Source organism: Flavobacterium agricola (assembly GCF_025919725.1).
Taxonomy (GTDB): Bacteria; Bacteroidota; Bacteroidia; order Flavobacteriales; family Flavobacteriaceae; genus Flavobacterium; species Flavobacterium agricola.
Genome location: NZ_CP081495.1, coordinates 144,065 through 168,176 on the forward strand (window position 1 = coordinate 144,065; position 24,112 = coordinate 168,176).

General features: G+C 34.2%; 25 protein-coding genes, 6 tRNA genes and 2 rRNA genes. 17 read left to right on the plus strand and 16 right to left on the minus strand.

The annotated features are described in order from the left end of the window. The first annotated feature begins 20 nt into the window (after positions 1-20). The 5 genes from K5I29_RS00730 to K5I29_RS00750 all read left to right on the plus strand — a co-directional run bounded on the left by K5I29_RS00730 (position 21) and on the right by K5I29_RS00750 (position 4,105). Positions 21-94, plus strand: a tRNA-Ile gene (locus K5I29_RS00730). 87 nt (positions 95-181) lie between these two features. Next, positions 182-255: transfer RNA gene (locus K5I29_RS00735), tRNA-Ala, on the plus strand. Between the two features lie 126 nt (positions 256-381). After that, positions 382-3,263, plus strand: a 23S ribosomal RNA gene (locus K5I29_RS00740). A 120-nt stretch (positions 3,264-3,383) separates the two neighbouring features. After that, positions 3,384-3,493, plus strand: a 5S ribosomal RNA gene (gene rrf / locus K5I29_RS00745). A gap of 138 nt (positions 3,494-3,631) precedes the next feature. Then, a complete protein-coding gene (locus K5I29_RS00750) occupies positions 3,632-4,105 on the plus strand; it encodes a hypothetical protein (RefSeq protein WP_264433979.1) in 474 nt (157 codons plus the stop codon). Between the two features lie 139 nt (positions 4,106-4,244). On the opposite strand, the gene K5I29_RS00755 is transcribed toward K5I29_RS00750, so the two are convergent. From K5I29_RS00755 to K5I29_RS00765, 3 genes are read right to left on the minus strand one after another with little or no spacing between them, the layout of a single operon-like run. Continuing rightward, complete coding sequence (locus K5I29_RS00755) at positions 4,245-6,179, minus strand: outer membrane protein assembly factor BamB family protein (RefSeq protein WP_264433980.1); 1,935 nt, start codon at positions 6,177-6,179, stop codon at positions 4,245-4,247. A gap of 60 nt (positions 6,180-6,239) precedes the next feature. Beyond that, the gene (locus tag K5I29_RS00760) at positions 6,240-7,394 is read right to left on the minus strand and encodes a calcium:proton antiporter (protein ID WP_264433981.1); all 1,155 of its coding nucleotides are present in this window, start codon (positions 7,392-7,394) and stop codon (positions 6,240-6,242) included. Between the two features lie 18 nt (positions 7,395-7,412). Further along, on the minus strand, positions 7,413-7,757 hold the full coding sequence (locus tag K5I29_RS00765) for a hypothetical protein (protein WP_264433982.1): 345 nt from the start codon (positions 7,755-7,757) through the stop codon (positions 7,413-7,415). A gap of 358 nt (positions 7,758-8,115) precedes the next feature. On the opposite strand from K5I29_RS00765, the gene K5I29_RS00770 reads away from it, so the two are divergent. From K5I29_RS00770 to K5I29_RS00805, 8 genes are all read left to right on the plus strand, one after another. Beyond that, entirely contained in the window at positions 8,116-8,466 is a 351-nt protein-coding gene (locus tag K5I29_RS00770) for a KTSC domain-containing protein (RefSeq protein WP_264433983.1), read from the plus strand. 115 nt (positions 8,467-8,581) lie between these two features. Then, positions 8,582-9,355 (plus strand): 3'-5' exonuclease, encoded by a 774-nt coding sequence (locus K5I29_RS00775; RefSeq protein ID WP_264433984.1) that lies wholly within the window; start codon positions 8,582-8,584, stop codon positions 9,353-9,355. Between the two features lie 7 nt (positions 9,356-9,362). Further along, positions 9,363-9,974 carry a fumarylacetoacetate hydrolase family protein gene (locus K5I29_RS00780; protein WP_264433985.1) on the plus strand — a complete coding sequence of 204 codons (612 nt, stop codon included), beginning with the start codon at positions 9,363-9,365 and terminating at the stop codon, positions 9,972-9,974. Further along, entirely contained in the window at positions 9,975-10,319 is a 345-nt protein-coding gene (locus K5I29_RS00785; protein WP_264433986.1) for an Hpt domain-containing protein, read from the plus strand. Positions 10,320-10,362: 43 nt separating this feature from the next. After that, a complete protein-coding gene (locus K5I29_RS00790; protein WP_264433987.1) occupies positions 10,363-11,616 on the plus strand; it encodes a CinA family nicotinamide mononucleotide deamidase-related protein in 1,254 nt (417 codons plus the stop codon). A gap of 73 nt (positions 11,617-11,689) precedes the next feature. Further along, a complete protein-coding gene (gene rpmB / locus K5I29_RS00795) occupies positions 11,690-11,926 on the plus strand; it encodes a 50S ribosomal protein L28 (RefSeq protein ID WP_264433988.1) in 237 nt (78 codons plus the stop codon). A gap of 30 nt (positions 11,927-11,956) precedes the next feature. Further along, positions 11,957-12,145 carry a 50S ribosomal protein L33 gene (rpmG, locus tag K5I29_RS00800; RefSeq protein WP_264433989.1) on the plus strand — a complete coding sequence of 63 codons (189 nt, stop codon included), beginning with the start codon at positions 11,957-11,959 and terminating at the stop codon, positions 12,143-12,145. A 9-nt stretch (positions 12,146-12,154) separates the two neighbouring features. Next, positions 12,155-12,307: a DUF4295 domain-containing protein gene (locus K5I29_RS00805; RefSeq protein ID WP_264433990.1), complete on the plus strand. Its 153-nt coding sequence runs from the start codon at positions 12,155-12,157 to the stop codon at positions 12,305-12,307. An 89-nt stretch (positions 12,308-12,396) separates the two neighbouring features. Here K5I29_RS00805 and uvrB read toward each other — a convergent pair whose 3' ends face one another. The 6 genes from uvrB to aroQ all read right to left on the minus strand — a co-directional run bounded on the left by uvrB (position 12,397) and on the right by aroQ (position 18,925). Then, positions 12,397-14,415 (minus strand): excinuclease ABC subunit UvrB, encoded by a 2,019-nt coding sequence (gene uvrB / locus K5I29_RS00810; RefSeq protein ID WP_264433991.1) that lies wholly within the window; start codon positions 14,413-14,415, stop codon positions 12,397-12,399. 52 nt (positions 14,416-14,467) lie between these two features. Then, on the minus strand, positions 14,468-15,127 hold the full coding sequence (locus tag K5I29_RS00815; protein ID WP_264433992.1) for a thiamine diphosphokinase: 660 nt from the start codon (positions 15,125-15,127) through the stop codon (positions 14,468-14,470). A 21-nt stretch (positions 15,128-15,148) separates the two neighbouring features. Continuing rightward, positions 15,149-15,985 (minus strand): DUF4249 domain-containing protein, encoded by an 837-nt coding sequence (locus tag K5I29_RS00820; protein WP_264433993.1) that lies wholly within the window; start codon positions 15,983-15,985, stop codon positions 15,149-15,151. A 3-nt stretch (positions 15,986-15,988) separates the two neighbouring features. Beyond that, a complete protein-coding gene (locus K5I29_RS00825; RefSeq protein ID WP_394358574.1) occupies positions 15,989-18,037 on the minus strand; it encodes a TonB-dependent receptor plug domain-containing protein in 2,049 nt (682 codons plus the stop codon). A 29-nt stretch (positions 18,038-18,066) separates the two neighbouring features. Next, positions 18,067-18,360, minus strand: coding sequence for a carboxypeptidase regulatory-like domain-containing protein (locus tag K5I29_RS00830; RefSeq protein WP_264433994.1), 294 nt, complete (start codon positions 18,358-18,360; stop codon positions 18,067-18,069). Positions 18,361-18,508: 148 nt separating this feature from the next. Continuing rightward, positions 18,509-18,925, minus strand: coding sequence for a type II 3-dehydroquinate dehydratase (gene aroQ, locus K5I29_RS00835; RefSeq protein WP_264433995.1), 417 nt, complete (start codon positions 18,923-18,925; stop codon positions 18,509-18,511). A gap of 185 nt (positions 18,926-19,110) precedes the next feature. On the opposite strand from aroQ, the gene K5I29_RS00840 reads away from it, so the two are divergent. Further along, positions 19,111-19,743, plus strand: coding sequence for a porin family protein (locus K5I29_RS00840; protein WP_264433996.1), 633 nt, complete (start codon positions 19,111-19,113; stop codon positions 19,741-19,743). Between the two features lie 70 nt (positions 19,744-19,813). Here K5I29_RS00840 and K5I29_RS00845 read toward each other — a convergent pair. The 7 genes from K5I29_RS00845 to K5I29_RS00875 form a co-directional block, all read right to left on the minus strand. Then, a tRNA-Tyr gene (locus K5I29_RS00845) sits at positions 19,814-19,895 on the minus strand. A 45-nt stretch (positions 19,896-19,940) separates the two neighbouring features. After that, positions 19,941-20,022 (minus strand) — tRNA-Tyr (locus K5I29_RS00850). A gap of 43 nt (positions 20,023-20,065) precedes the next feature. Continuing rightward, positions 20,066-20,147 (minus strand) — tRNA-Tyr (locus K5I29_RS00855). A gap of 44 nt (positions 20,148-20,191) precedes the next feature. Further along, a tRNA-Tyr gene (locus K5I29_RS00860) sits at positions 20,192-20,274 on the minus strand. Positions 20,275-20,482: 208 nt separating this feature from the next. After that, positions 20,483-21,874 carry an MBL fold metallo-hydrolase gene (locus K5I29_RS00865; RefSeq protein ID WP_264433997.1) on the minus strand — a complete coding sequence of 464 codons (1,392 nt, stop codon included), beginning with the start codon at positions 21,872-21,874 and terminating at the stop codon, positions 20,483-20,485. 3 nt (positions 21,875-21,877) lie between these two features. Then, a complete protein-coding gene (locus K5I29_RS00870) occupies positions 21,878-22,678 on the minus strand; it encodes a sulfite exporter TauE/SafE family protein (protein ID WP_264433998.1) in 801 nt (266 codons plus the stop codon). A gap of 3 nt (positions 22,679-22,681) precedes the next feature. Beyond that, complete coding sequence (locus K5I29_RS00875; protein WP_264433999.1) at positions 22,682-23,059, minus strand: DUF423 domain-containing protein; 378 nt, start codon at positions 23,057-23,059, stop codon at positions 22,682-22,684. A gap of 81 nt (positions 23,060-23,140) precedes the next feature. On the opposite strand from K5I29_RS00875, the gene K5I29_RS00880 reads away from it, so the two are divergent. Genes K5I29_RS00880 through K5I29_RS00890 form a run of 3 tightly spaced genes read left to right on the plus strand, consistent with a single transcriptional unit; the run spans position 23,141 to position 24,046 of the window. Further along, positions 23,141-23,683, plus strand: a complete 543-nt coding sequence (locus K5I29_RS00880) for a hypothetical protein (protein ID WP_264434000.1) — start codon at positions 23,141-23,143, stop codon at positions 23,681-23,683. Beyond that, positions 23,683-23,826, plus strand: a complete 144-nt coding sequence (locus K5I29_RS00885) for a hypothetical protein (RefSeq protein ID WP_264434001.1) — start codon at positions 23,683-23,685, stop codon at positions 23,824-23,826. The genes K5I29_RS00880 and K5I29_RS00885 overlap by 1 nt, the downstream gene beginning before the upstream one ends. Next, entirely contained in the window at positions 23,819-24,046 is a 228-nt protein-coding gene (locus tag K5I29_RS00890) for a hypothetical protein (RefSeq protein WP_264434002.1), read from the plus strand. Before K5I29_RS00885 ends, K5I29_RS00890 begins: the two co-directional genes overlap by 8 nt. The last annotated feature ends 66 nt before the right edge of the window (positions 24,047-24,112 follow it).

Here is a 24,112-nt window from a genome sequence, read left to right on the forward strand (position 1 = left end):
AATTTATAAGTAAAATACAGAGTCTCGTAGCTCAGCTGGTTAGAGTACTACACTGATAATGTAGGGGTCCCCAGTTCGAGTCTGGGCGGGACTACTATTTTGTTTATAGATAAAAAAAGGAAATTCTAGGGTTGGGTGTTGAGATACTATCAACAAGGATTCAACATTCACATAGAAGAATGGGGGATTAGCTCAGCTGGCTAGAGCGCCTGCCTTGCACGCAGGAGGCCATCGGTTCGACTCCGATATTCTCCACGATTTTAGATAAATATCTAAATAACCGTTCATTGACATATTGCAATAGAAAATACAAACAAAAAGTAGAAAGAAAAAAAAATAATTTTTTTACAGTAGAACGCAAGTTCTGTGTAGAAAACTCATACATAAGCAAATTAAGGGCGTATGGGGGATGCCTAGGCTCTCAGAGGCGATGAAGGACGTGATAAGCTGCGAAAAGCTACGGGGATTGGCACACACGAATAGATCCGTAGATATCCGAATGGGGCAACCTGTCTAGTTGAAGACTAGTCACATCGAAAGATGAGCAAACCCGCTGAACTGAAACATCTAAGTAGGCGGAGGAGAAGAAAACAAGAGTGATTCCGTAAGTAGTGGCGAGCGAACGCGGAACAGCCCAAACCAATATTGTTACGGCAATATTGGGGTTGTAGGACCACGATATTTTATGCAAAGCGAATTAGAATAACCTGGAAAGGTTAACCGAAGAGGGTGATAGTCTCGTATAAGTAAGCGATGTAATAGATAGTGGTATCCTGAGTAGGTCGGGGCACGTGAAACCCTGATTGAATTTGCCGGGACCATCCGGTAAGGCTAAATACTCCTGAGAGACCGATAGTGAACCAGTACCGTGAGGGAAAGGTGAAAAGAACCGTGAATAACGGAGTGAAATAGATCCTGAAACCATACGCTTACAAGCGGTCGGAGCCCTTTTATGGGGTGACGGCGTGCCTTTTGCATAATGAGCCTACGAGTTACCGTTGCTGGCAAGGATAAGCACTTTAGGTGTGGATCCGTAGCGAAAGCGAGTCTTAATAGGGCGCTTTAGTCAGTAGTGGTAGACGCGAAACCGTGTGATCTACCCATGGACAGGTTGAAGTTTAGGTAACACTAAATGGAGGACCGAACCCGTTGACGTTGAAAAGTCTTGGGATGATCTGTGGGTAGGGGTGAAAGGCCAATCAAACTCGGAAATAGCTCGTACTCCCCGAAATGCATTTAGGTGCAGCGCTGTTTTAGTTTATTAGAGGTAGAGCTACTGATTGGATGCGGGGGCTTCACCGCCTACCAATTCCTGACAAACTCCGAATGCTAATAAATGTTTTACAGCAGTGAGGGCATGGGTGCTAAGGTCCATGTCCGAGAGGGAAAGAACCCAGACCATCAGCTAAGGTCCCCAAATGTATACTAAGTTGAAAAAACGCGGTTTGTTTGCTTAGACAGCTAGGATGTTGGCTTGGAAGCAGCCATTCATTTAAAGAGTGCGTAACAGCTCACTAGTCGAGCGAACGAGCATGGATAATAATCGGGCATAAGTATACTACCGAAGCTATGGATTTGCGCTAAGCGCAAGTGGTAGGGGAGCATTCTAAACTGGGTTGAAGGTGTACTGTGAGGTATGCTGGACTGTTTAGAAAAGCAAATGTAGGCATAAGTAACGATAAGGAGGGCGAGAAACCCTCCCGCCGTAAGACTAAGGTTTCCTGAGCTATGCTAATCAGCTTAGGGTTAGTCGGGACCTAAGGCACACCCGAAGGGGGACGTCGATGGCCAACGGGTTAATATTCCCGTACTTCTAATAATTGTGATGGGGTGACGGAGTGATGAAAGCACCGCGGACTGACGGAATAGTTCGTTAAAGTACGTAACTATAGGACTTGTAGTAAAATGCGCAGGTCTTGGTGAAATACGATAGTACACAAAATCTTCGGATGGCGTGATAGTGTGCCTAAGGGCTTCCAAGAAAAACCTCTAAACATAGATTATTAGAACCCGTACCGTAAACCGACACAGGTAGTCGAGGAGAGTATCCTCAGGCGCTCGAGAGATTCATGGCTAAGGAATTAGGCAAAATAGACCTGTAACTTCGGGAGAAAGGTCGCCAGCAGCAATGCTGGCCGCAGTGAAAAGGTCCAGGCGACTGTTTATCAAAAACACAAGGCTTTGCAAAATCGTAAGATGACGTATAAGGTCTGACACCTGCCCGGTGCTGGAAGGTTAAGAGGAGATGTTATTCGCAAGAAGAAGCATTGAATTGAAGCCCCAGTAAACGGCGGCCGTAACTATAACGGTCCTAAGGTAGCGAAATTCCTTGTCGGGTAAGTTCCGACCTGCACGAATGGTGTAACGATCTGGACACTGTCTCAGCCATGAGCTCGGTGAAATTGTAGTAACGGTGAAGATGCCGTTTACCCGCAGTGGGACGAAAAGACCCTGTGCACCTTTACTATAGCTTAGTATTGTTCTTGGATAAGTGATGTGTAGGATAGGTGGGAGACTATGAAGTGGCGTCGCTAGGCGTTGTGGAGTCATTGTTGAAATACCACCCTTTGCTTATCTGAGGTCTAACTCTGCGTTGCAGAGGACATTGCTTGGTGGGTAGTTTGACTGGGGTGGTCGCCTCCAAAAGAGTAACGGAGGCTTCTAAAGGTTCCCTCAGTACGCTTGGTAACCGTGCGTAGAGTGCAATGGCATAAGGGAGCTTGACTGAGAGACATACAGGTCGATCAGGTACGAAAGTAGAGCATAGTGATCCGGTGGTTCCGCATGGAAGGGCCATCGCTCAAAGGATAAAAGGTACGCCGGGGATAACAGGCTGATCTCCCCCAAGAGCTCATATCGACGGGGGGGTTTGGCACCTCGATGTCGGCTCGTCACATCCTGGGGCTGGAGAAGGTCCCAAGGGTTGGGCTGTTCGCCCATTAAAGTGGCACGCGAGCTGGGTTCAGAACGTCGTGAGACAGTTCGGTCTCTATCTACTGTGGGCGTTAGAAATTTGCGTGGATCTGATTCTAGTACGAGAGGACCGAATTGGACTAACCTCTGGTGTATCAGTTGTGCCGCCAGGTGCATCGCTGAGTAGCTACGTTGGGCAGGGATAAGCGCTGAAAGCATATAAGCGCGAAACCCACCACAAGATTAGATTTCTTTAAAGGGTCGTTGTAGATGACAACGTTGATAGGCTATAGATGTAAAGGCAGTAATGTCATAGTCGAGTAGTACTAATAACCCGTAAGCTTATGTATTTGTCTCCTGCTGAAATTAAGTAGGCAGGAGGACTTCTTTCTAATAAAAGTAGAAGAGTTTGTATAGAACAACTATTGTAATAGGGTCAACCATATATTGCTAGATATAGCAAACCGATTTAAGGTGGTTATTGCAACGAGGCTCACCTCTTCCCATCCCGAACAGAGAAGTTAAGCTCGTTAGCGCAGATGGTACTGCATTTATGTGGGAGAGTATGTCGCTGCCTTTTTTATAAGTCCGAATCAGAAATGGTTCGGACTTTTTTGTTTTATAAATTTTGTTTACTAAAAATAAATAGGTATTTACTAATTTATTGTTTTTGGATTCTAAATTTAGTTGATTTTTGTTTTAATATTTAATTAAAATTATGACAATTTCAGCTATTAACCTTTCTTTATCAGAGAGCGATTTACTTAACATTTTAAATTTTGTTTTTAACAAAAATGGAGTATCCGAATCTTTTAGTGTTAAAAATATTTCGATTAATGATAATATTAAATTTCAATGTTCTTATAAACGTTGGACTACAATTAATTTTGATTTTAAAGTTAAAATTAATTGCATACAAGACAATATATTACATTGTGAAGTTTTTGATATTTCAACTAAACTTCTAGCTATTCCTTCTTTGTTTAGTAATTTTGGTTTGAATAAATATTTAGCTAAATTAAATCAAGAAGGAATCAAATTTAATAATGATAAAATTGAAATAGATTTTGAAGTTTTGTTAGCTGATTTTGTTAGAAAAACTGCTTATGATTGTAAATTAAAAGTTTCTAATGTTTATTTTTCTAAAAACTTAATTCATTTTGAACTTAACCAGATAGCATTTAGTGCTTAAATACATTAATTTTTTGCGTTAGGGATAGGAGCGATATCCTTTTATGTAAAGCAATGGAATAAAAGATAAAGCGGATAGCCCGACCCGAGCTATCCGCTTATTTTATCTTGTTACTTGCTATTTAAGCGAGGGTAACGCGCTATTTATAAATTTTTAAATCATTACCAGATGCATAATAAATGTTATCTGTAAAGTTATCTATTTCATACATTGGTTTGTTTGAATCTAAATCTATTTTAGCAACTTCGGTTCCATCATTTTTTCTAACTTTTACTAATTCAGGCCCGCTTTCTCCTCGAGCTAATATAAAGGCGTAGTTATTAGTTTGTTTTAAGCCATTGTAACGTTTGTCTACATTTGCAATAACATTTTTGCTAATTATATCGGCAGTATTACCTGCTTCATTTGCCGCTTTTGTCATACGTTTTTTAGCATCATCGCTAAACATATCTACTTCTTGTACAATGTTACCTTTTTCATCGCGGAAAACGAATTTAGCTTCTGATAAAGATCGATTCATGCTACTTTTACTACCAAAATATGCATTACCAATTATTCCTCCAGTTTTTAATAATCTGCGGCCTGCTTCTCCTGGTTCTTTGTAAGTTTTATGATACAGCGTGTTTCCTTCATTATCTAGTCCGATTACGTCGTTTTGACCAACAATACAAACGCCCCAATCAAAAGATTCTAACGTTTCTATGGTTTTATCATTTTTTACATCAATTTTTCCTTTTGGTTTTGGGCTATCTTCGTTATTGGTATTAAAGGTATAAATGCGTTTGTTGTTGTAAACTAAAAATTTATCATCTTTAACATCATACGCTAAAGGACGTTTTTTGTCGAATTCTATGTTTTTACGCCATATTTTTTTACCGGTGTTATAATCTACCATATTTCCGTACGTATCGGTTAAGTAAAAAACACGATTGTTACCAACATTGTCTAAATAATAAACTTCGTCTTCAGAATTATCAGCAATTTCAATAAATTTTTTCCATTTGTTAGCTCCATTTTTATCAATCAGATTCATTTCTGTATCTGCAATGTATAAATAATCTTGACCTAACGGAATAACTTGTTTTATTTGTTTTCCTTTTGCATCTTTTTTCCAAACTTTATTTCCTTTTTCGTAATCATAAAAATTAAATCCGCCGTGGTGAGCAATTAGTATTTTATCACCATGATCTTCTAAGTATGAAATGTATTTGGTTGTAATATCATCTTTCCATAATTTATTTCCATTTGTAGCATCTAATATGTTTAATTTCTTTTTAGAAGATAAAATTCCGCCTGTATTTAATACCGTAATTACGCGATCACCTTTTCTGTTTACGTAAAAATTATTAATTGGATAATCGGTTTTCCATAAAATTTTTCCGGTTTCATCATTAATGGCAAATAATAAGTTTTTAATACCTGCGTAAATGATGCCGTTGTTTATTTCTACTTTATTTTCAGATAACGAAATGCTGTTTTTTACAAAGCTTTTTAATAGGTTTCCTAATTCTTTACCAAAACCATCTGCTGTCCCTACGTTACTAACCCATTTAATTTTATTGTTATCTAAATCGTAATTAATAAAGTCAATGTTTTTATCTTTTTGTCCTAAGATTAAAAATTCGTTTTTTGATGGAATGAATGACGTGGTATAAATAACATAACCTTCGGTAGCTGAGTTAAACACAACTTGCCCGGTAAGGCTATTTATAATGATGCTGTTTTTGTCGAAAGTAATTTGTGCGTAAGGCGAATTTTGAATGAATTCTATTTCTGAATTGCTATCTAAAGCACCTAAAAAATCGTTGTTTTGTACAGCTGCATACGCACTTGCCATTTTATCTAATGTAGTTGTGCTGTTTACGTTTTTGGTATCTAACTCCCAAATTTTTTGTTTGCTGTTTGGGTCTAAACTAGTTAATCCATTTTTTGTTTTTACAAATACATTACCTGTTAACGGTTCTACGCGTACTTCTTGAATGTTATCTGTAAAGCTTACAACTTCTTGTGCGTTAACATTAAAAGATAACAACCAAAGGGCTGCAAATCCTAAATTCAAAATTGTTTTTTTCATTCTTTTTTGGTTTATAACATAAAAAAATCCTGAGGTTAAAACTCAGGATTTGTATTTATATTATGGAACCACAGTTAAAAATAGATAAGCGGCAAAAATAACGAGGAGAACTACACCTTTTTGAATATTTGTTTTTCCGCTGTTTAAGGATAACGAAACAACAAATAAAGATAATATTAATAACACCGTAGATTTTGCATCAATTCCTAAAGTAACTTTCATGTCAGAAAAATAACAAACAATGGCTACCGCCGGAATGGTTAAACCAATTGAGGCTAAAGCAGAACCTAAAGCTAAGTTTAATGATGTTTGAATTCTATCCATTCTTGCAGCACGATACGCAGCTAATCCTTCAGGCAATAAAATTACTAAAGCAATTATAATTCCAACTAGCGATTTCGGTGCGCCCATGGTGTAAACAATTTCTTCAATAGTTGGCGAAAGTTTTTTAGAAAGTAAAACCACAACAACCAAAGCCATAAATAATAAGACCAAACTGATTAATGTAGTTTTTAAATTTGGTATTTCGCCATGAATCTCAATTTCAGCTCTTTCAATTTCACTAAGCTTTTGTTTTTTTACTTGTGATTCTATTTCTTGTTGACTTAAAAAGAATTCACGGTGTCTAATAGTTTGTACCATAATAAATCCGCCGTACAATACTAAAGATATAATAGCAACAAATATAAGTTGGCTGTTTGAATAAACACCTTCTACGTCAGAAGTGGTGTAGTTAGGTAAAACTAAAGTTAAAACTGCAATAGCAACTAATGTTGTTAAAGCGGTAGAAACTCCTTTTTTAATAAAAGATTGTTCGCGATAACGGTAACTGCCTACCAATAAACAGATGCCTATAATCCCCGTAATAATAACCATAATGGCAGCAAAAACGGTATCTCGAGCTAGGGTAGAAGGTTCATCGTTGCTTTCTGATAGCATTAAAGAAACAATTAATGAAACCTCAATTACGGTAATGGCTAAGGCTAAAATAATGGTGCCAAAAGGTTCGCCAACTTTATGGGCAATTACCTCGGCATGATGTACGGCTGCTAAAACACAAATAATTAAAGCTACCCCGAAGAAAATAGAAAGAAAGGTTGAGATATTCTCTGCATCACTGTTAACTCCTAAAGTCATAATCCCAAAAACTGGGGCAATGATGGTCCAAAGTGGTAATGAAATTTTAAATTTTTTTGCAAAAATATTGTTATACATATAGCGGTTTCTAATAAATTACGTAGATTTTTTTAAGTTTAGAATGCGATCAAAAAATACCAAACAATCCTGATCAAAAGTTGGTTCTTTTAATAGGTTGAGTGATTTTATCAGCATTTCGTCAAATTGTTCCTGACCAAAGTTGTCTTTAAAGCTCTGAAAACAAAAGTTTCCAATAATGCCATAAACATGGTTTATTTCACTATCGTTAACTTCTTGTGTCATTTTATAACGTTGTCTAAGTACGCTGGCACCAACATACGCGCATATTTCTATAACGTCTTGTATATTTAAGCCATTATATTGGCTTTTAGCTTGCATTAGGGTATCTAAATCTTTTAGAATTAGATCTTGAATGTCCATTTGGCTCATTTTTGTATCAATTTTTACAAAAATACAATTATTTTCCTTCTTTTTGGTATTTTTTATGTTGTTTTACTTAAAAAAAGTACACAATGTTTAAATAATATTATGTTAAATTGAAATGTAAATTACTTGTTTTCAGATGTTTATTTTTGTATGAGTACGTTTTATTTATTAGGTTCAATAAAAAATATTTTTTTTTAGATTTAAAACAAGATATTAGAAACACTGTTTTTTGTAATGAATTATGAATAAATATTGTAATGTTTTGTAATATTTTTACTAAATATTATACTAAAATTGTTATAAAATTGTTAATATTAATAACTGAAATTTTAGAAAAATATAAAATGAGCTTATGAAAAAAATACTATTTATTTTTGTGCTTGCTTTCTGTATTCTTTCTTGTGGTAAAAAAGGATGTGAAAGTTTACAATCCAAATACGAATCACAACCCGAAGCGGTAAAAGAGATTCGTACAGCAGATTTTGCTCTTAAAGACGTGTTAACCACAGCAAATAGTTCTTCAATTAAAAGAATTGAATATTATAGCTGTGATGGAAATCAAGGATATTTAATTGTTTACAACCTTTCGGGCGATGTAAAACTGCATCGCGATGTACCCGTTTCTATTTGGGAAGGATTAAAATCGTCCGAATTTATGCGTAACTATTATAACGATAACATTAAAGACGAATATCCTTACTAAAAACAAATAAGCAACCAATCTACTTCAGATTGGTTTTTTATTGCCTTAAAAACCATTGATAATCATTAGTTTTTTTTAACTTGCCTACTTATATTTGTAATATTCAAATAAAAATATGGAAGTTAAATTAAATAAACCTATCTGCTTTTTTGATTTAGAAACCACCGGAATTGAAGTGGCGAAAGACAGAATTGTAGAAATATCAATATTAAAAGTTTTTCCAAACGGAAATAAAGAATGTAAAACTTGGCTGGTTAATCCAGAACGTAGCATTCCTGCCCGAGCATCCGAAATTCACGGTATTACTGACGAAAAAGTGGCAAACGAGCCAACCTTTAAACAATTGGCACCTCAAATATATGCCATGATTAAAGATTCAGATTTGGCAGGATTTAATTCCGACCGATTTGATATCCCGTTATTGGTTGAAGAATTGTTGCGTGCTGATATTGATTTTGATATGAAAAACTGCGTAACGGTTGATGTGCAAACTATTTTTCATAAAAAAGAAGAACGAACCTTATCTGCAGCCTATAAATTTTATTGCGATAAAAATTTAGACAATGCCCATTCTGCAGCAGCAGATACCGAAGCAACGTACGAAATTTTTAAAGCGCAATTACAACGTTACGACGATTTACCCAAAGATATTAAAGCTCTTTCAGAATATACAACTCGTAAAAAAGCTGTTGATTTTGCAGGTTTTATTGTGTTGAATGAAGATGGACAAGAAATTTTTTCGTTTGGTAAGCACAAAGGTAAATTGGTTGATGAAGTTTTAGAAACCGAACCGGGCTATTTTGGGTGGATTCAAAATGCTGATTTTCCATTATATACCAAAAAAGTTTTAACCGGAATTAAATTACGTAAACTAAGTACAAAGTTATAAACGCAACATGAAAATTATTTGTATTGGCCGCAATTATGTAGATCATATTGAGGAGTTAAAAAACGAACGTCCAACCGATCCGGTGGTGTTTTTAAAACCAGATACGGCAATTTTACCTAAACAGTTTCCTTTTTACATCCCAGAATTCTCAACCGATGTACATTATGAGGTAGAATTGGTGCTTAAAGTTAGTAAAGTAGGTAAATATATTGACCAAAAATTTGCTCGTAATTATTATAACGAAGTTGGTTTAGGAATTGATTTTACTGCGCGTGATTTGCAAGCGCAACTTAAAGCCAAAGGTTTACCTTGGGAAAAAGCCAAAGGATTTGACGGATCTGCTGTTTTAGGTAATTTTATGCCAATTTCAGATTACGATGCCCTACAAAATTTAGATTTTGAATTGCATAAAAACGAGCAAGTGGTGCAAAAAGGCAACGCAAACCATATGATTTGGAATTTTGACGAAATTGTAGCCTACGTATCGCAATTCTTTACATTAAAAACCGGTGATTTAATTTTTACAGGAACTCCAGCTGGTGTTGGTCCTGTAGCCGCTGGCGATGTATTAGAAGGATTTATAAAAAATGAAAAACAATTCAGATTAAACATCAAATAAATGCCTTTAAACTATAATTTATCTAAAGTTTACGAACTTTCTGACAATGATAATGAATTTGCAGTAACCATTGTAAGTTTATTTTTAGACGAAGTTCCAGCCGAGGTGAAAATGATAAAAGCCGGAATCGAGAATAAAGATTACCAACAAGTTTATCAAGCCGCACATAAAATAAAGCCAACTTTAGATTTGTTGTGCATGTACCTGGCTTATGAAGCCAATTTAAAAATCATGAATTGGACCAAAGCCGAAGGGCAAAAAAAAGAAATTATAGAAGTTTACAAAGAGCTAAAACAATTTGTAGATGATACAGCAAAAGAAATAAAAAAAGATTTTAATTTATAATACCAACAGCTTTATTTAGTTATAAAGCTGTTATTTTTTATATATGAAAGCAGCCGTTGTAACCATAGGAGATGAAATTTTAATTGGTCAAATTGTTGATACCAATAGCGCATTTATTGCCAAACAATTAGATGAATTGGGTTTTCAAGTTGTAGAAGTTCTTTCTATAGCCGATCAAGAACAAGCTATTGTAAATATGTTACAAAGCTACCAAAATAAAGTAGATTTAGTAGTAATTACCGGTGGATTAGGGCCAACCAAAGATGATATAACCAAAAAAACAATATGTAAATTTTTTAATGATGATTTGGTGCTTAATCAAGAGGTTTTAACGCATGTAACCCGTTTGTTAGAAGATTTTTATAACCGTCCGGTTTCCGAAATTAACAAGCAACAAGCCTTGGTTCCAAGTCGAGCAAAAATACTTTTTAATAAAGTTGGTACTGCACCCGGAATGATTTTGCAGAATAATAAAACTTTTTTTGTATCTTTGCCGGGCGTTCCATTTGAGATGAAGTATATCGTTGAAAATGAACTAAAACCTTGGGTCATTACAAATTTTGATGCATTCTATAATGTTCATCAAACTATAATAACGCAAGGTGTTGGAGAAAGCTTGCTGGCCGAGCGTATAGCAAACTGGGAAAATAATTTACCACCTGCTATAAAATTAGCCTATTTACCAAGTCCAGGAATGGTTAAACTGCGTTTATCTAGTTCCGGAAATGATAAACAAGCAATTGAACAATCAATTTCCAATCAAGTAAGTATGCTAGCCTTGATTATTGGAGATTGTATAATAAGTTATGATGAACAGCTTCCACTACCACATCAAATTTATTTATTGCTCAAATCCAAAAAACAAACTATTGCCGTAGCAGAAAGTTGTACGGGAGGTAAATTGGCAACTTGTTTTACAGAAATTCCAGGAATTTCTAGCGTTTTTAAAGGGGGTGTAATAACTTATGCAACCGATTCAAAAGTAAACTTGTTGGGTGTTTCTCAGGATACGATTTTAGAGCAGTCAGTAGTAAGCGCTCAAGTTGCCGAACAAATGGCAACGCAAGCAAAAAATAAGTTTCAAACCGATTACGCTATTGCTAGCACGGGTAATGCAGGGCCTTTAAAAGGCGATTCGGATGCAGAGGTAGGAACTGTCCACATCGGAATTGCAACACCACACGGGACATTTAGCGAAAAATTTATGTTTGGACAACCAAGAGAAAAAGTAGTGAAATCAGCTGTTAACAAGGCGTTAGAATTAGTTTACAAAGAATTAATTAAAAAAAACAATTAATATTTTTGTGAAATAAAAATAATTTTGCTTTATTTGCACCCTGATTTTGAATAACGTATTAAAGATAATAATAATGTCAAGAGTTTGTGAATTAACAGGTAAAAGAGCAATGGTTGGTAACAACGTTTCTCACGCAATGAACAAAACAAAAAGAAAGTTCAGCGTTAACTTATTCAAGAAACGTTTTTATATTGCTGAAGAAGATAGATGGGTAACTTTAAAAGTTTCTGCTTCTGCTTTAAAAACTATTAATAAAAAAGGTATTGTAGCTGCATTAAAAGATGCAAAAGCTAACGGAATTGTTAAATAATTTCTGTAACCTATAATAATATAAATTACAATGGCAAAGAAAAGTAAAGGTAATAGAATCCAAGTGATTTTAGAATGTACTGAACATAAAGCATCAGGTGTTGCTGGAACTTCAAGATACATCACTACTAAAAATAAAAAGAATACTCCAGATAGATTAGAGATTAAAAAATTTAATCCTATTTTAAAAAGAGTAACTGTTCATAAAGAAATTAAATAATTGTAAGTCATGGCAAAGAAATCCGTAGCAACGTTACAGACTAATTCTAAAAGATTAACGAAAGCAATTAAAATGGTAAAATCACCTAAAACTGGTGCTTATACTTTCGTTGAAGCTGTTATGGCTCCAGAATTAGTAGATCAATTCCTAAAAAATAAATAATTTTAGCGATATATACTAAAAAACCAACTTATATAAGTTGGTTTTTTTTTGTTTAAAAGAAATGCGTTGCTTAATAACAACGCATTTTATTATTTATTACGATTTATTTTTTCTTGAATAATTTTTATTTCATCTCGTAGTTTGGCGGCTTGCATAAAATCTAAATCTTTAGCTGCTTTTTCCATTGCTTTCTTTTTCTGCTTGATAACTTTTTCTAAGTCAGAATTTTCTAAATATTCGGCATCTGGTTCTGCCGCAGTTCGAATTAATTCTGTTTCTTGATATAAACGATCAATATCTTTACTGGCATTAGATTTTCCTAAGGTATTGTCTTGAATAACCTTATTTAAAGCTTGTGGTACCTTTCCGTGTGCTTCGTTATATTTAATTTGCTTTTCACGGCGGTAATTGGTTTCGTCAATTGTTTTTTGCATGCTATCGGTAATTTTATCAGCATACATTATGGCCATTCCATTTACGTTACGCGCAGCACGACCTACGGTTTGGGTAAGCGAACGAGCGCTACGTAAAAAGCCTTCTTTATCGGCATCTAAAATTGCAACTAAAGAAACTTCGGGTAAATCTAATCCTTCGCGCAGTAAGTTAACTCCAATAAGTACATCAAAAATACCTTTACGTAAGTCTTGCATTATTTCTACGCGTTCTAACGTATCAATATCCGAATGGACGTAACGACAGCGAATCCCAACTTTGTCAAAAAACTTTGCCAATTCTTCGGCCATGCGTTTGGTTAATGTGGTTACTAAAACGCGTTCATCTTTTTCTGCACGTACCTGAATTTCATCAATTAAATCATCAATTTGATTTTGTGATGGGCGGACTTCAATAATAGGATCTAATAGTCCGGTTGGGCGAATAACTTGTTCTACATAAACGCCCTCGGTTTGTTTTAACTCATAATCTGCCGGTGTTGCAGAAACATAAATAACTTGATTTTGTAATGATTCAAATTCTTCAAACTTTAATGGGCGGTTGTCCATTGCCGCTGGTAATCGGAATCCGTATTCAACTAAGTTTTCTTTTCGAGATCGGTCACCGCCGTACATAGCATGAACTTGAGAAACGGTTACGTGCGATTCGTCAATCACCATCAAATAATCTTCCGGAAAATAATCTAACAAACAGAATGGGCGCGTACCTGGTAAACGACGATCTAAATAGCGCGAATAATTTTCGATGCCCGAGCAATATCCCAATTCTCGAATCATTTCTAAATCAAAATTGGTACGTTCTTCTAAACGTTTTGCTTCTAAATGTTTACCAATAGATTTAAAATAATCTACTTGCTTAACCATATCTTGCTGAATTTCCCAAATTGCGGTTTGCAGCACATCGGGCGAGGTAACAAACATATTTGCTGGGTAAATATTTAGACGATCGTATTTTTCTATTACTTTATTCGTAACGCGATCAATGGCTTCAATTTCTTCAATTTCATCTCCAAAAAAATGAATACGAAACGGATCATCTGCATAAGCTGGAAAAATTTCTACAGTATCTCCTTTAATTCTAAAAGTTCCAGGAGTAAATTCGGCTTGCGTGCGCGAATATAAACTTTGAACCAATTTATGTAGCAATTGCGTACGAGCAATAACTTGATCTTTATGAATAGAAATTACATTTTTCTGAAATTCTATGGGGTTACCAATCCCGTATAAACAAGAAACTGATGCAATTACTACAACATCACGGCGCCCAGATAATAGGGCAGATGTGGTGCTTAATCGCATTTTTTCTAACTCTTCATTAATAGATAAATCTTTTTCTATATAAACTCCGGTAACCGGAATGTAAGCTTCGGGTTGGTAATAATCGTAGTACGAAACAAAATATTGCACCGAATTATTGGGTAAAAAGCTTTTAAATTCGGTATATAATTGGGCTGCTAATGTTTTATTGTGTGCTAAAATTAGCGTTGGTTTGTTAACTTGTTCAATAACATTAGCAATGGTAAAAGTTTTTCCTGAACCCGTAACGCCTAATAAGGTTTGATATTTTTCGTCATTTAATATCCCTTCGCTAAGTTTTTGAATAGCTTGCGGTTGGTCACCCGTAGGTTTATAGTCCGAAACAACTTGAAATTTCATGTTTTTATTTTTTACAAAATTACAAAAATATACGCGCAATCGGAATGTGAAATTAATCCTTACATTCCATAATAATCAGCTTGCCCTTGGTAATGGTAATTTCTACAAAATCGGTTTGAATAACAGCATTGCTGCTTCCGGTTCTAACGCCCAATTCTAAATCTTCGTTTTCTAAATTGTACGCCAAGTTTTTAGTGGTAATGCCTTCAACCTTACCAATAGGAAGTAAAGAAACAATGGTTTGTTGTGCCAGCATTTTTTTAAAGGATTTGTATTGATCGATGCAATAAATTTTAGAATATTCATCAAGCAATTCAATAGCAACCGCATCATTATATTTCGCTAATGAAGAAATGTTGTTAAATGTATGATCCATTCTTTTACCTGTTAAACCTAAACCTGTAATTTGGGTTATGTTTTTAGAAAGTAAAAATTCAATGCCTTTCTCAAAATCTGTTTTTTCCTGATCTGGAGTATGAATAATTTCTAGATTGTTGTATTTTTTTTGCCAAATTTCGGCATCAAAGGCACGATCAAAATCGCCCAATAATCCATCTGGATTTTTTTTGGTTTCAAATAAATGATAATTGGTAATAGCGCTGTCTAAAACCAAGCAATAATCAAAATTTAATAAATTTATTTTTTTGTTGAATAAAATGCCTAAATCACCGTTGCCAATAATTACGGCATTTTTTAATTCATTTTGTTTCATATAGGTTTGTACGTTTGTTGCTTATTCTACCGTAATTACTTTGTGAATGGTATTTTGTAAACTAAAAAATCCGAGCGGATAATTTTCAGAATCGGTTTGGTTGATAATGTTTCCGCGAATTTCGCCCATGGGTGGAGCAAATGGATTACCTGCGTTTTGCGAAGTTGATAATATTTTTTCCATGTATAAATAATAAGCTTTAGAAACTTCAGAAAAATAAATATCAAAACTTTCTCCGGGTTTAATTTTTTCTTCGGTATCTGAGTCGGAATCCGAATCGATAATGATAAAGTTCATTAAATTCCCGTTGCTAAAAATATCATTTTGCAAACCAAATTTTATTTTATTGTCAAGCGCATCAATAAGCTGGTAATAATTTTCCTGATCTGGATTGTCCTGAAACCATATTTTAAATTCATAACTTTCGCCAAATAAACCGCCATTATCTTTCTGATCTACTCGCACAATTTCTGGCGTATTAAAAAAGTTTGCTTCGCTTACGTACGTTTGCCCTTCTGTTATAACAAATAATTGATAACGGGTATTTAATTGCATGGTAAAAGCCAAATTGCTGTATGAACCGTTTTGTTGTAAATCAACAAATTCATACGCATTACCTAATTCATCTTCAATCCAAATTTTTCCATCTAAAACCGGATCGTAATCTGCTGCGTAAAAACCAACGGTTTTACTTAGTTTAATTACCTGTGGTTTATTTGGGTTGGCTGCATCGTAATATAAATTGGCATCTATAACCAATTTTGCAGGTGCTGTATCTAAATCAACTTCAACAACTTCTTCGCAGCTGGTAAACAGAAATCCGAAACATAGGATAAGTAAAGAAATATATTTTTTCATGATTTAAAACTTAAAGTTATAAGTAACGCTTGGAATTACTCCAAAAATAGATAATTTAACCGCCTCGGTTTTGCCTCTAAAATCTTCATTTTCTCTAAATGAAATGGATGCTGCATTTTTACGATTGTAAATGTTGTAAATACCAAAGGTCCATTCGCTTTGGAAATTTTTGTTATCGCTTTTTGGTTTGTACGTAGCTGCAATATCTAAATGATGGTAAACCGGTAAGCTGTTTTGGTTGCGTTTGCCGTATCTGGGCACAACAATGCCCTGAAATTCGTATTTACCAACGGGGTAGGTTACCGGCCTACCGCTTTGTAGTACAAAATTTGCATTAAAGCTCCATTTTTCATTGTATTGGTAATTTGCTACAACCGATAAATCGTGTAAACGATCGTGCGGGGTTCTGTACCATTCACCATTGTTTATTCCGGGTTCTAAATTAGTTCGGCCTTTGGTTTGCTGTTCTGACTTAGCCAGTGTGTACGAAATCCATCCGGTAAAACGTCCTAGGTTTTTACGAAATAAAACTTCTAATCCGTACGATCGGGTATGCCCATTTAATAAAACGCGTTCAATATTTCGGTTTCCTATTAAGTTAGCGCCATCAATATAATCCAATCTGTTTTTACCTGTTTTGTAATAGGTTTCAATTTCTAAGGAATAAGCATTATCTTTTAAATTGGTAAAATAACCTAATGCATACTGATCTATTAATTGTGGTTTTATAAAATTACCGCTCGGTGCCCAAATATCTAACGGCGTTGCAGCCGTTGTGTTAGAAATTAAATGAATGTATTGCACCATGCGGTTGTAACTTGCTTTTACCGATTGGTTGTCATTAATTATATAACTTAAGGCTGCACGAGGTTCTAAATTATTAAATTGATCGATTACTTGATTGGAATTGTATTTTATTGCTCCAATGGGATTTGCTTCTCCGTAAGTATTTGTTGACGGATCGTAAACAACTGCTTGGTTGTTTTCGTATTGCTCTACAACTTCAGGACCTATTCTAAAAAAAGAACTCCAACGTAATCCATAATTAACCTTAAATTTTTTAAATACAGAATGTTCTAATTCGGCATAAAAGGCATTTTCTAACGCTCTTTTATCAGGAATTTTATAATAATTAATTTGCGAATCGGGTTGGTCGGGTGTTATTACGCCGGGATTAAAGTTGTAATACGTGGTGTTTATTCCGTATTTTAAAGAAACATCGTCCGACAAATAATTTTCTAGATCCCATTTGTAGGCATAATTTGTAATGCCCGATTTCCAATTGAAACCTACCAGGTTGATGTTTAAATTGTAAACATAATCTGAATATATTAAAGCCATTTTAGATTTCATATCGTCAGAAAAGTTAGAATTCCAATTTAAATTTAATATGGTATTGCCATAATCATTTTTAAACGAATCACTGAACTGAAAAACATCGCGACCAAAATAGGTTGTAAAAGACAGGTTATTGTTTTTATTTATCTTATGATTCAACTTACCGTTTAAATCATAAAAATATACTGAATTGTCGTTGTCGGATAGCTTTAAAAATAAGTGGGCATAGGAAACACGACCGGCAACTAAAAATGAGGTTTTGTCTTTTTTAATTGGACCTTCTAACAACAAACGGCTAGATAATAAACCAATGCCACCGTTACCATGAAATTTTTTATCACTTCCGCTACGCTGATTAATATCTAAAACGGACGAGCCGCGCCCACCAAATCGAGCAGGAATTCCTCCTTTATATAATTTAATATCTCGAATAGCATCGGTATTAAAAGCCGAAAAGAAACCGTATAAATGAGAAGAATTGAATAACGGTGCCTGATCTACTAAAATTAAGTTCTGATCCGATCCGCCACCGCGAACGTTAAAACCAGAAGTTCCTTCGCCCGAATTGGTAACACCAGGTAATTGTAGCAGTGCATTAATTAAATCGGGTTCACCTAAAACAACCGGAATTTGTTTTATTTCGGCTGCGGTAAGCTTATTAACCGACATTTCTGGCCTTTCAATATTGGTTTTTGTAGCCGTTGCATCAATCACAACTTCATCAAGTTCAGAAATTACAGGATTTAAAAAAGGTTTTTAATCTCATTAGTAACAAGTTCTATAGAGATTGGAGTAAATTCATATTCTGGATGATAAATTTCTAAGGTATAATTACCTTTTTTAGCATCTAATTTATAGTTTCCAAATTTATCTGTGTCTGTTGCGTAGGATATTAATCCCTCGATTGTCAGGTAAATACCTACATTATTAATTGGCTTTCCAGTTTCAGCATCTGTTACTTTGCCTTGCAATGTAACTTTTTGCGCATAAAGTAATGGACCAATTGTTACTAACAACAGTACAAGTACGTGTTTCATTTTATTTTTTGTTTGTTACTATAAACTCTTTTTTTGCATTTAAAGTACAACGTTATAAAAACATTTGTGGTTATAGCTAGTTTTTTAATAGATGCGAATAAAAAAAGCCTAATAAATTATTTAGGCTTTAAATAGTTTTATTCTTGTATTATTCTATAAAGGCATGAACAGCTAATTCATACGATTTTAACCCAAAACCTACAATTACGCCTTTGCAAGCTGCAGAAAGGTAAGAATGATGTCTAAAAGATTCGCGACCAAACGTATTTGAAATGTGCACTTCAATTACTGGAGTAGTAATTGCTTTTATCGCATCGCCTAAAGCTATAGATGTGTGCGTGTAGCCACCAGCATTTAAAATAATTCCGTCGTAAGTAAAACCAACTTCATGTATTTTATTAATTAATTCTCCTTCAATATTACTTTGGTAATAATTAAAATTTACGCTAGGAAATTTTTTTTCAATCTCTGCAAAAAAATCAGTGAACGTAAAAGCACCGTAAATTTCTGGTTCGCGTTTACCCAATAAATTTAGGTTTGGGCCATTTAAAATTAATATTCTCATACTACAATTGTTTCTAACACGAATTTACAATATTAATTGATGTGATAAATAAAAAAATAATGTAAGATATTGATTACAAAAAAATCTTATTTTTTGCTAAAATGTATTAAAAAGTACTTTTTTTTTCAAAATGATGCAATTTCCCATTTTAACAAGCGTTAGTTAGGTATAAAAAAATTAATATCATGAAAAAACAAATTTTAGCATTAGCAGCTGTAGCATCTTTTGGTTTTGCAGCTCAAGCACAAGAAGTAGCACCTTCATATGGTTTCTCAGAAGGAAATATTTTAATTGAAGGAAATGTATCTTTCAATTCTTCAAAAGACAAAGCAAATGATTTTAAAACAAACAGTTTTTCTTTCACACCTCAAGTAGGTTATTTTTTAAATGATAAATTTGCTGCAGGGGTTTATTTTGATCTTCTAACTGCAAAAAATCCATATAATTCTTTAACAGAAAGATATGATGCTGGAAAGCAAAATGATTTTAATGTAGGAATTTTTGGACGTTATTATTTTTTAGAGGCTGGTAAGCGTTTTAAATTCTACGGACAAGCAAAAGTAGGATATGCTCATCAACAATTTAAACCAGAAGCAGGTGGTAAATCAAAGTCAAATGGCGTTAATGCTGGATTAGATTTAGGAGTAAACTACTTTGTTACTCAAAAAATTGCTGTAAATTTTGGTTTTGCGAATTTACTTGAGTTTAATTCAACTAAACCAGACGGTGGACAAGCACAAAATAACTTTAGCTTAAACTTAAACAAGTTTAATAATCCGTTTGATACACCAACATTTGGTTTAACATTTGTATTTTAATTAATTTTAATAGAAATATTTATCAAATAAAAAAAGCCTTGAACAATGTTCAAGGCTTTTTTTGTTGTTGTGGGGAGAGCAGGATTCGAACCTGCGAAGACATAGTCAGCAGATTTACAGTCTGCCCTCGTTGGCCGCTTGAGTATCTCCCCGGCACGAACGTAATAAATACGTTTTTCTTTCAATAAATAATTTTGTGGGGAGAGCAGGATTCGAACCTGCGAAGGTGAAAACCAGCAGATTTACAGTCTGCCCTCGTTGGCCGCTTGAGTATCTCCCGCGCGAACGTATAAATACGTTTTTCTTTCAATAAATAATTTCGTGGGGAGAGCAGGATTCGAACCTGCGAAGACATAGTCAGCAGATTTACAGTCTGCCCTCGTTGGCCGCTTGAGTATCTCCCCGCACGAACGTAATAAATACGTTTTTATTTCAATAAATAATTTTGTGGGGAGAGCAGGATTCGAACCTGCGAAGGTGAAAACCAGCAGATTTACAGTCTGCCCTCGTTGGCCGCTTGAGTATCTCCCCAACTCGTACAAACAAAGTTGTTATTTGTTAATACGGGTGCAAATATAGAATTGTTTTTTCTAGTTTACAAGCTGTTTTTAAATAAAAAAAAGTATATTTTTTAAGTGTTTGATATGTAGTTATATAAAAAACAAACAATTTAATAACGAGGTTTTAAATTTTAAAAATAGCGGCGAAAAATAATATTTTCCGCCGCTATTTTCTTTATCTAATTTAAACTTTTATTGAGTTTTAAGGATGTGTTTTTTATCCCGCTAATTCCATTTTCAATATTTATAAAGTTATGAATTCCATTTTTCTTTAAAAATGAGGCTGCAATTATAGATCGATACCCGCCAGCGCAATGTAAATAAAAAGGAATAGATGGAATTATGCTTGAGGATTCTTGTAAAATATCTAAAGGAATATTTAAGGCTCCAGCTATATGCTCCTCACTAAACTCTGTAGGTTTACGTACATCTACAATTGGTGCATTTGATGTGTTTTTTTCAAAATTTTCTGGAGAAATAGATGTAATGCTTTCAATTTGTTCTCCTGCCTTTACCCAAGCTTCAATTCCTCCTTCTAAATAACCTAAGCTATTATCAAAACCGATGCGAGATAATCGAGTTAAAGTTTCTATTTCTTTGTTTTCAGGAATCACTAAAACTAATTTTTGATTGGTGTTTTTTAATAAAGCACCAACCCATGGAGCAAACGCTCCGTGTAAACCAATAAAAATAGATCCGGGAATATGAGCTTCGCTAAAATCGGTTTCGTGACGAACATCTAAAATAAGTACATCTTCATCTTTGCAATATTCCTTAAATAAATTCACGTTTAATGGTACATAACTTTTGCTTAATACAGTATCTAAATTTGTATAACCGTTACTATTTAATAAAACATTTTGAGGAAAGTAAGCTGGCGGAGTAGTTAAACCTTGTAAAACTTCGGTTATAAATTCAGCTTCCGTCATGTTAGCACGTAAAGCATAATTAGTTTTTTTCTGATTACCTAACGTATCAGTAGTTTCTTTACTCATATTTTTACCACAAGCTGATCCAGCCCCGTGATTGGGATAAACAATAAGATTATCTGCCAATGGCATTATTTTATTACGAAGGGAATGGTATAAATGAGAAGCTAAAACTTCTTGAGTTAATTCGGGGATTAAGTTTTGAGCCAAATCTGGACGACCAACATCACCAATAAAAAGCGTATCTCCGGTTATTAATCCGTGCGTATTGTTGTTTTCATCAATTAATAAATAACACGTACTTTCTAATGTATGCCCCGGAGTATGAATGACTTTAATTTGATATTTGCCAACGTTAAAAACTTGTCCATCGGTTGCTACAATGGCATCAAAATTTGGTTTTGCTGTTGGTCCATAAACAATTTTGGCTCCTGTTTTTTGGGCTAAATCTAAATGACCTGAAACAAAGTCGGCATGAAAATGGGTTTCAAAAACATATTTTATATGCGCCTGATCTTTGTTGGCTCTGTTAATGTAATCTTGTACTTCACGTAACGGGTCAAAAACGGCTGCTTCTCCGTTGCTCTCAATATAATACGCGGCATGTGCTAAACAGCCCGTATAAATTTGTTCAATTTTCATCTTTTACACTTTTAGTAAGTTAATCATTTCTTTTATGAATATGATTATAGAAAGTGTTAGTACGAAATACCCAAACATGCGTTTTAATTGCCCGTCTTTTAAAAATCGACTTAAAAAAATACCAAGGTTAATACCAATAATGCTTAGTAAAGTAAATTTTAACAGAAAAAACCAATCAATGCTTACGTTTTGTACATCGCCTAAAAATCCGATAATCGAATTCATTGAAATAATAAATAACGAGGTTGCAACCGCATTTCTCATTGAAATCTGAGTAAAGTAAATTAAGGCAGGGGTTATTAAAAATCCACCGCCAGCACCTACTAAACCTGTTGCACAACCAATTACAAAGTTAATAGGTATTAAGAACCAAAAAGATGATTTTTGTCGTGGTGTATCTGTTGTTTTTTTCTTAACCTTTATCATGGATAAGGCTGCCAAAAACATAATGGTAGCAAAAAATAAGATTAAAAATAAATCTTTCGTGATTACAAATTTGCCAGATTTATATATAATTTCTGGAATTACAGGTACAATATATTTGCGAGTTAAATAAACCGCAGTAAAAGAAGGTATGGCATATATAAAGCCAAGCTTTATATTAATCAAGTTTTTGGTGTAGTTAATAAAACTTCCAAAAGTTGAGGTTGTCCCTACAATAAATAAGGAATATGCAGACGCAATTACTGGGTTAATACCTAAAATATAGATTAATAATGGCACGGTAATAATAGAACCACCGCCTCCGGTAAGTCCTAAAATAACACCAATAAAAATAGCACCTATATATCCAAGTATTTCCATAAATTAATTAAAGCTAGCTAGTAATAATAAAAGCCACCCTAAAAGTAAGCATAATCCTCCTAATGGCGTTATGGGACCTAAAATTTTTATCTTTTTTCCAAAAGTTGCGCTTAAACACAAACCGTAAATACTGAATGAAAATAAAAATACTCCAATAATAAGCAATGCTGAAGCGTAATTTGAATACGTGTTGCTATAATCTAAAAGTTGGCTTAATAAAACAAGTGCTAAAGCGTGGTACATTTGGTAACGTACACCGGTTTCAAAACTAACTAACAATTCGGGCGTCATGAATTTTTTTAATAAATGCGCACCAAAAGCACCAAAACAAATAGCTAAGGCACCAAAAATAATTCCAAAATTTAAAGTTATAACTTCCATTAAAAATATCTTTTTGTAAATGTAATATAAACTAAAGGCTTAAAGCAAGAATTCGATATTTTAAAATTGTATTTTTGTAGCATGATTCGAAAAAAATATACGAAAGAAAATTTTTTTAAACATACCTATTGCATTTTTGATGAACGCGATTTTGCCGAGATCGAAAATGTAAAACATAATTATTCTAGCCATTCTGGTTCTAAATATATTTTTGTAACCCATGGTGTTTATCGCATTTCTAACCATTGGGGTAGGGTGGCCAATTGCCGCTGGCGTTTAAATACATTAGATAAAAAATCACAACAAGTAAAACTTGGTTTTGCGTTGTGGAGTAGTTTTTATCCTAATAACGAAGATCAAAATATTTTTTTTATTTGTTTCGATGCCGTTAACCAAACCTATACGTTTAAACATTTTTTTGAGGCCAATCCGGCCGATAAACATATTTTTAGAACAGCGGCGCAAACTGCAAAAGTTTTAAAAGATATTAAAGAAGTGCTAGAAACCAAACAATGGGCTAAACATTTAAAACACGATAATTACGAGGCGCTAAAAAAACAAGTGCTTAACGATTTAATTACAACCAATTTAAGTTTTATAGAAATTAAACGACAATATTTATAATGGGACGCAGAAACGAAACCAATCGATTGGCTCATAAAAAAAAGGTTGATCAAAAAAAAACGCGTGAACAAGAAGCGCAACAAGCTCGTAAAGAAAAACTAAAACAAATTATAGCACAACATAATACAAATACCGATGCATAAAAATTTTGACATTTTAAAAGAAGAAGTTCAGGCTGTTATTGATCACATTGGCAAACGCGAAACCATTCAAGCAACAGCAAAACATATTGAAGCGCATGAAATATTAGATGAGTTAATAGATTTTGTAACCGAAGATGCCGAACTTATTCAGGTAAGTTATTACCAAGTTTTATTAAATCAACTTCATCAAAAAATTCAAGAACTAAAAGCAAAACCGTAATTTTTAATGCGGTTTTTTTTTGTGCCAAAAAATTATTGCTTTTTTAAAAATTTCATATCTTCTATT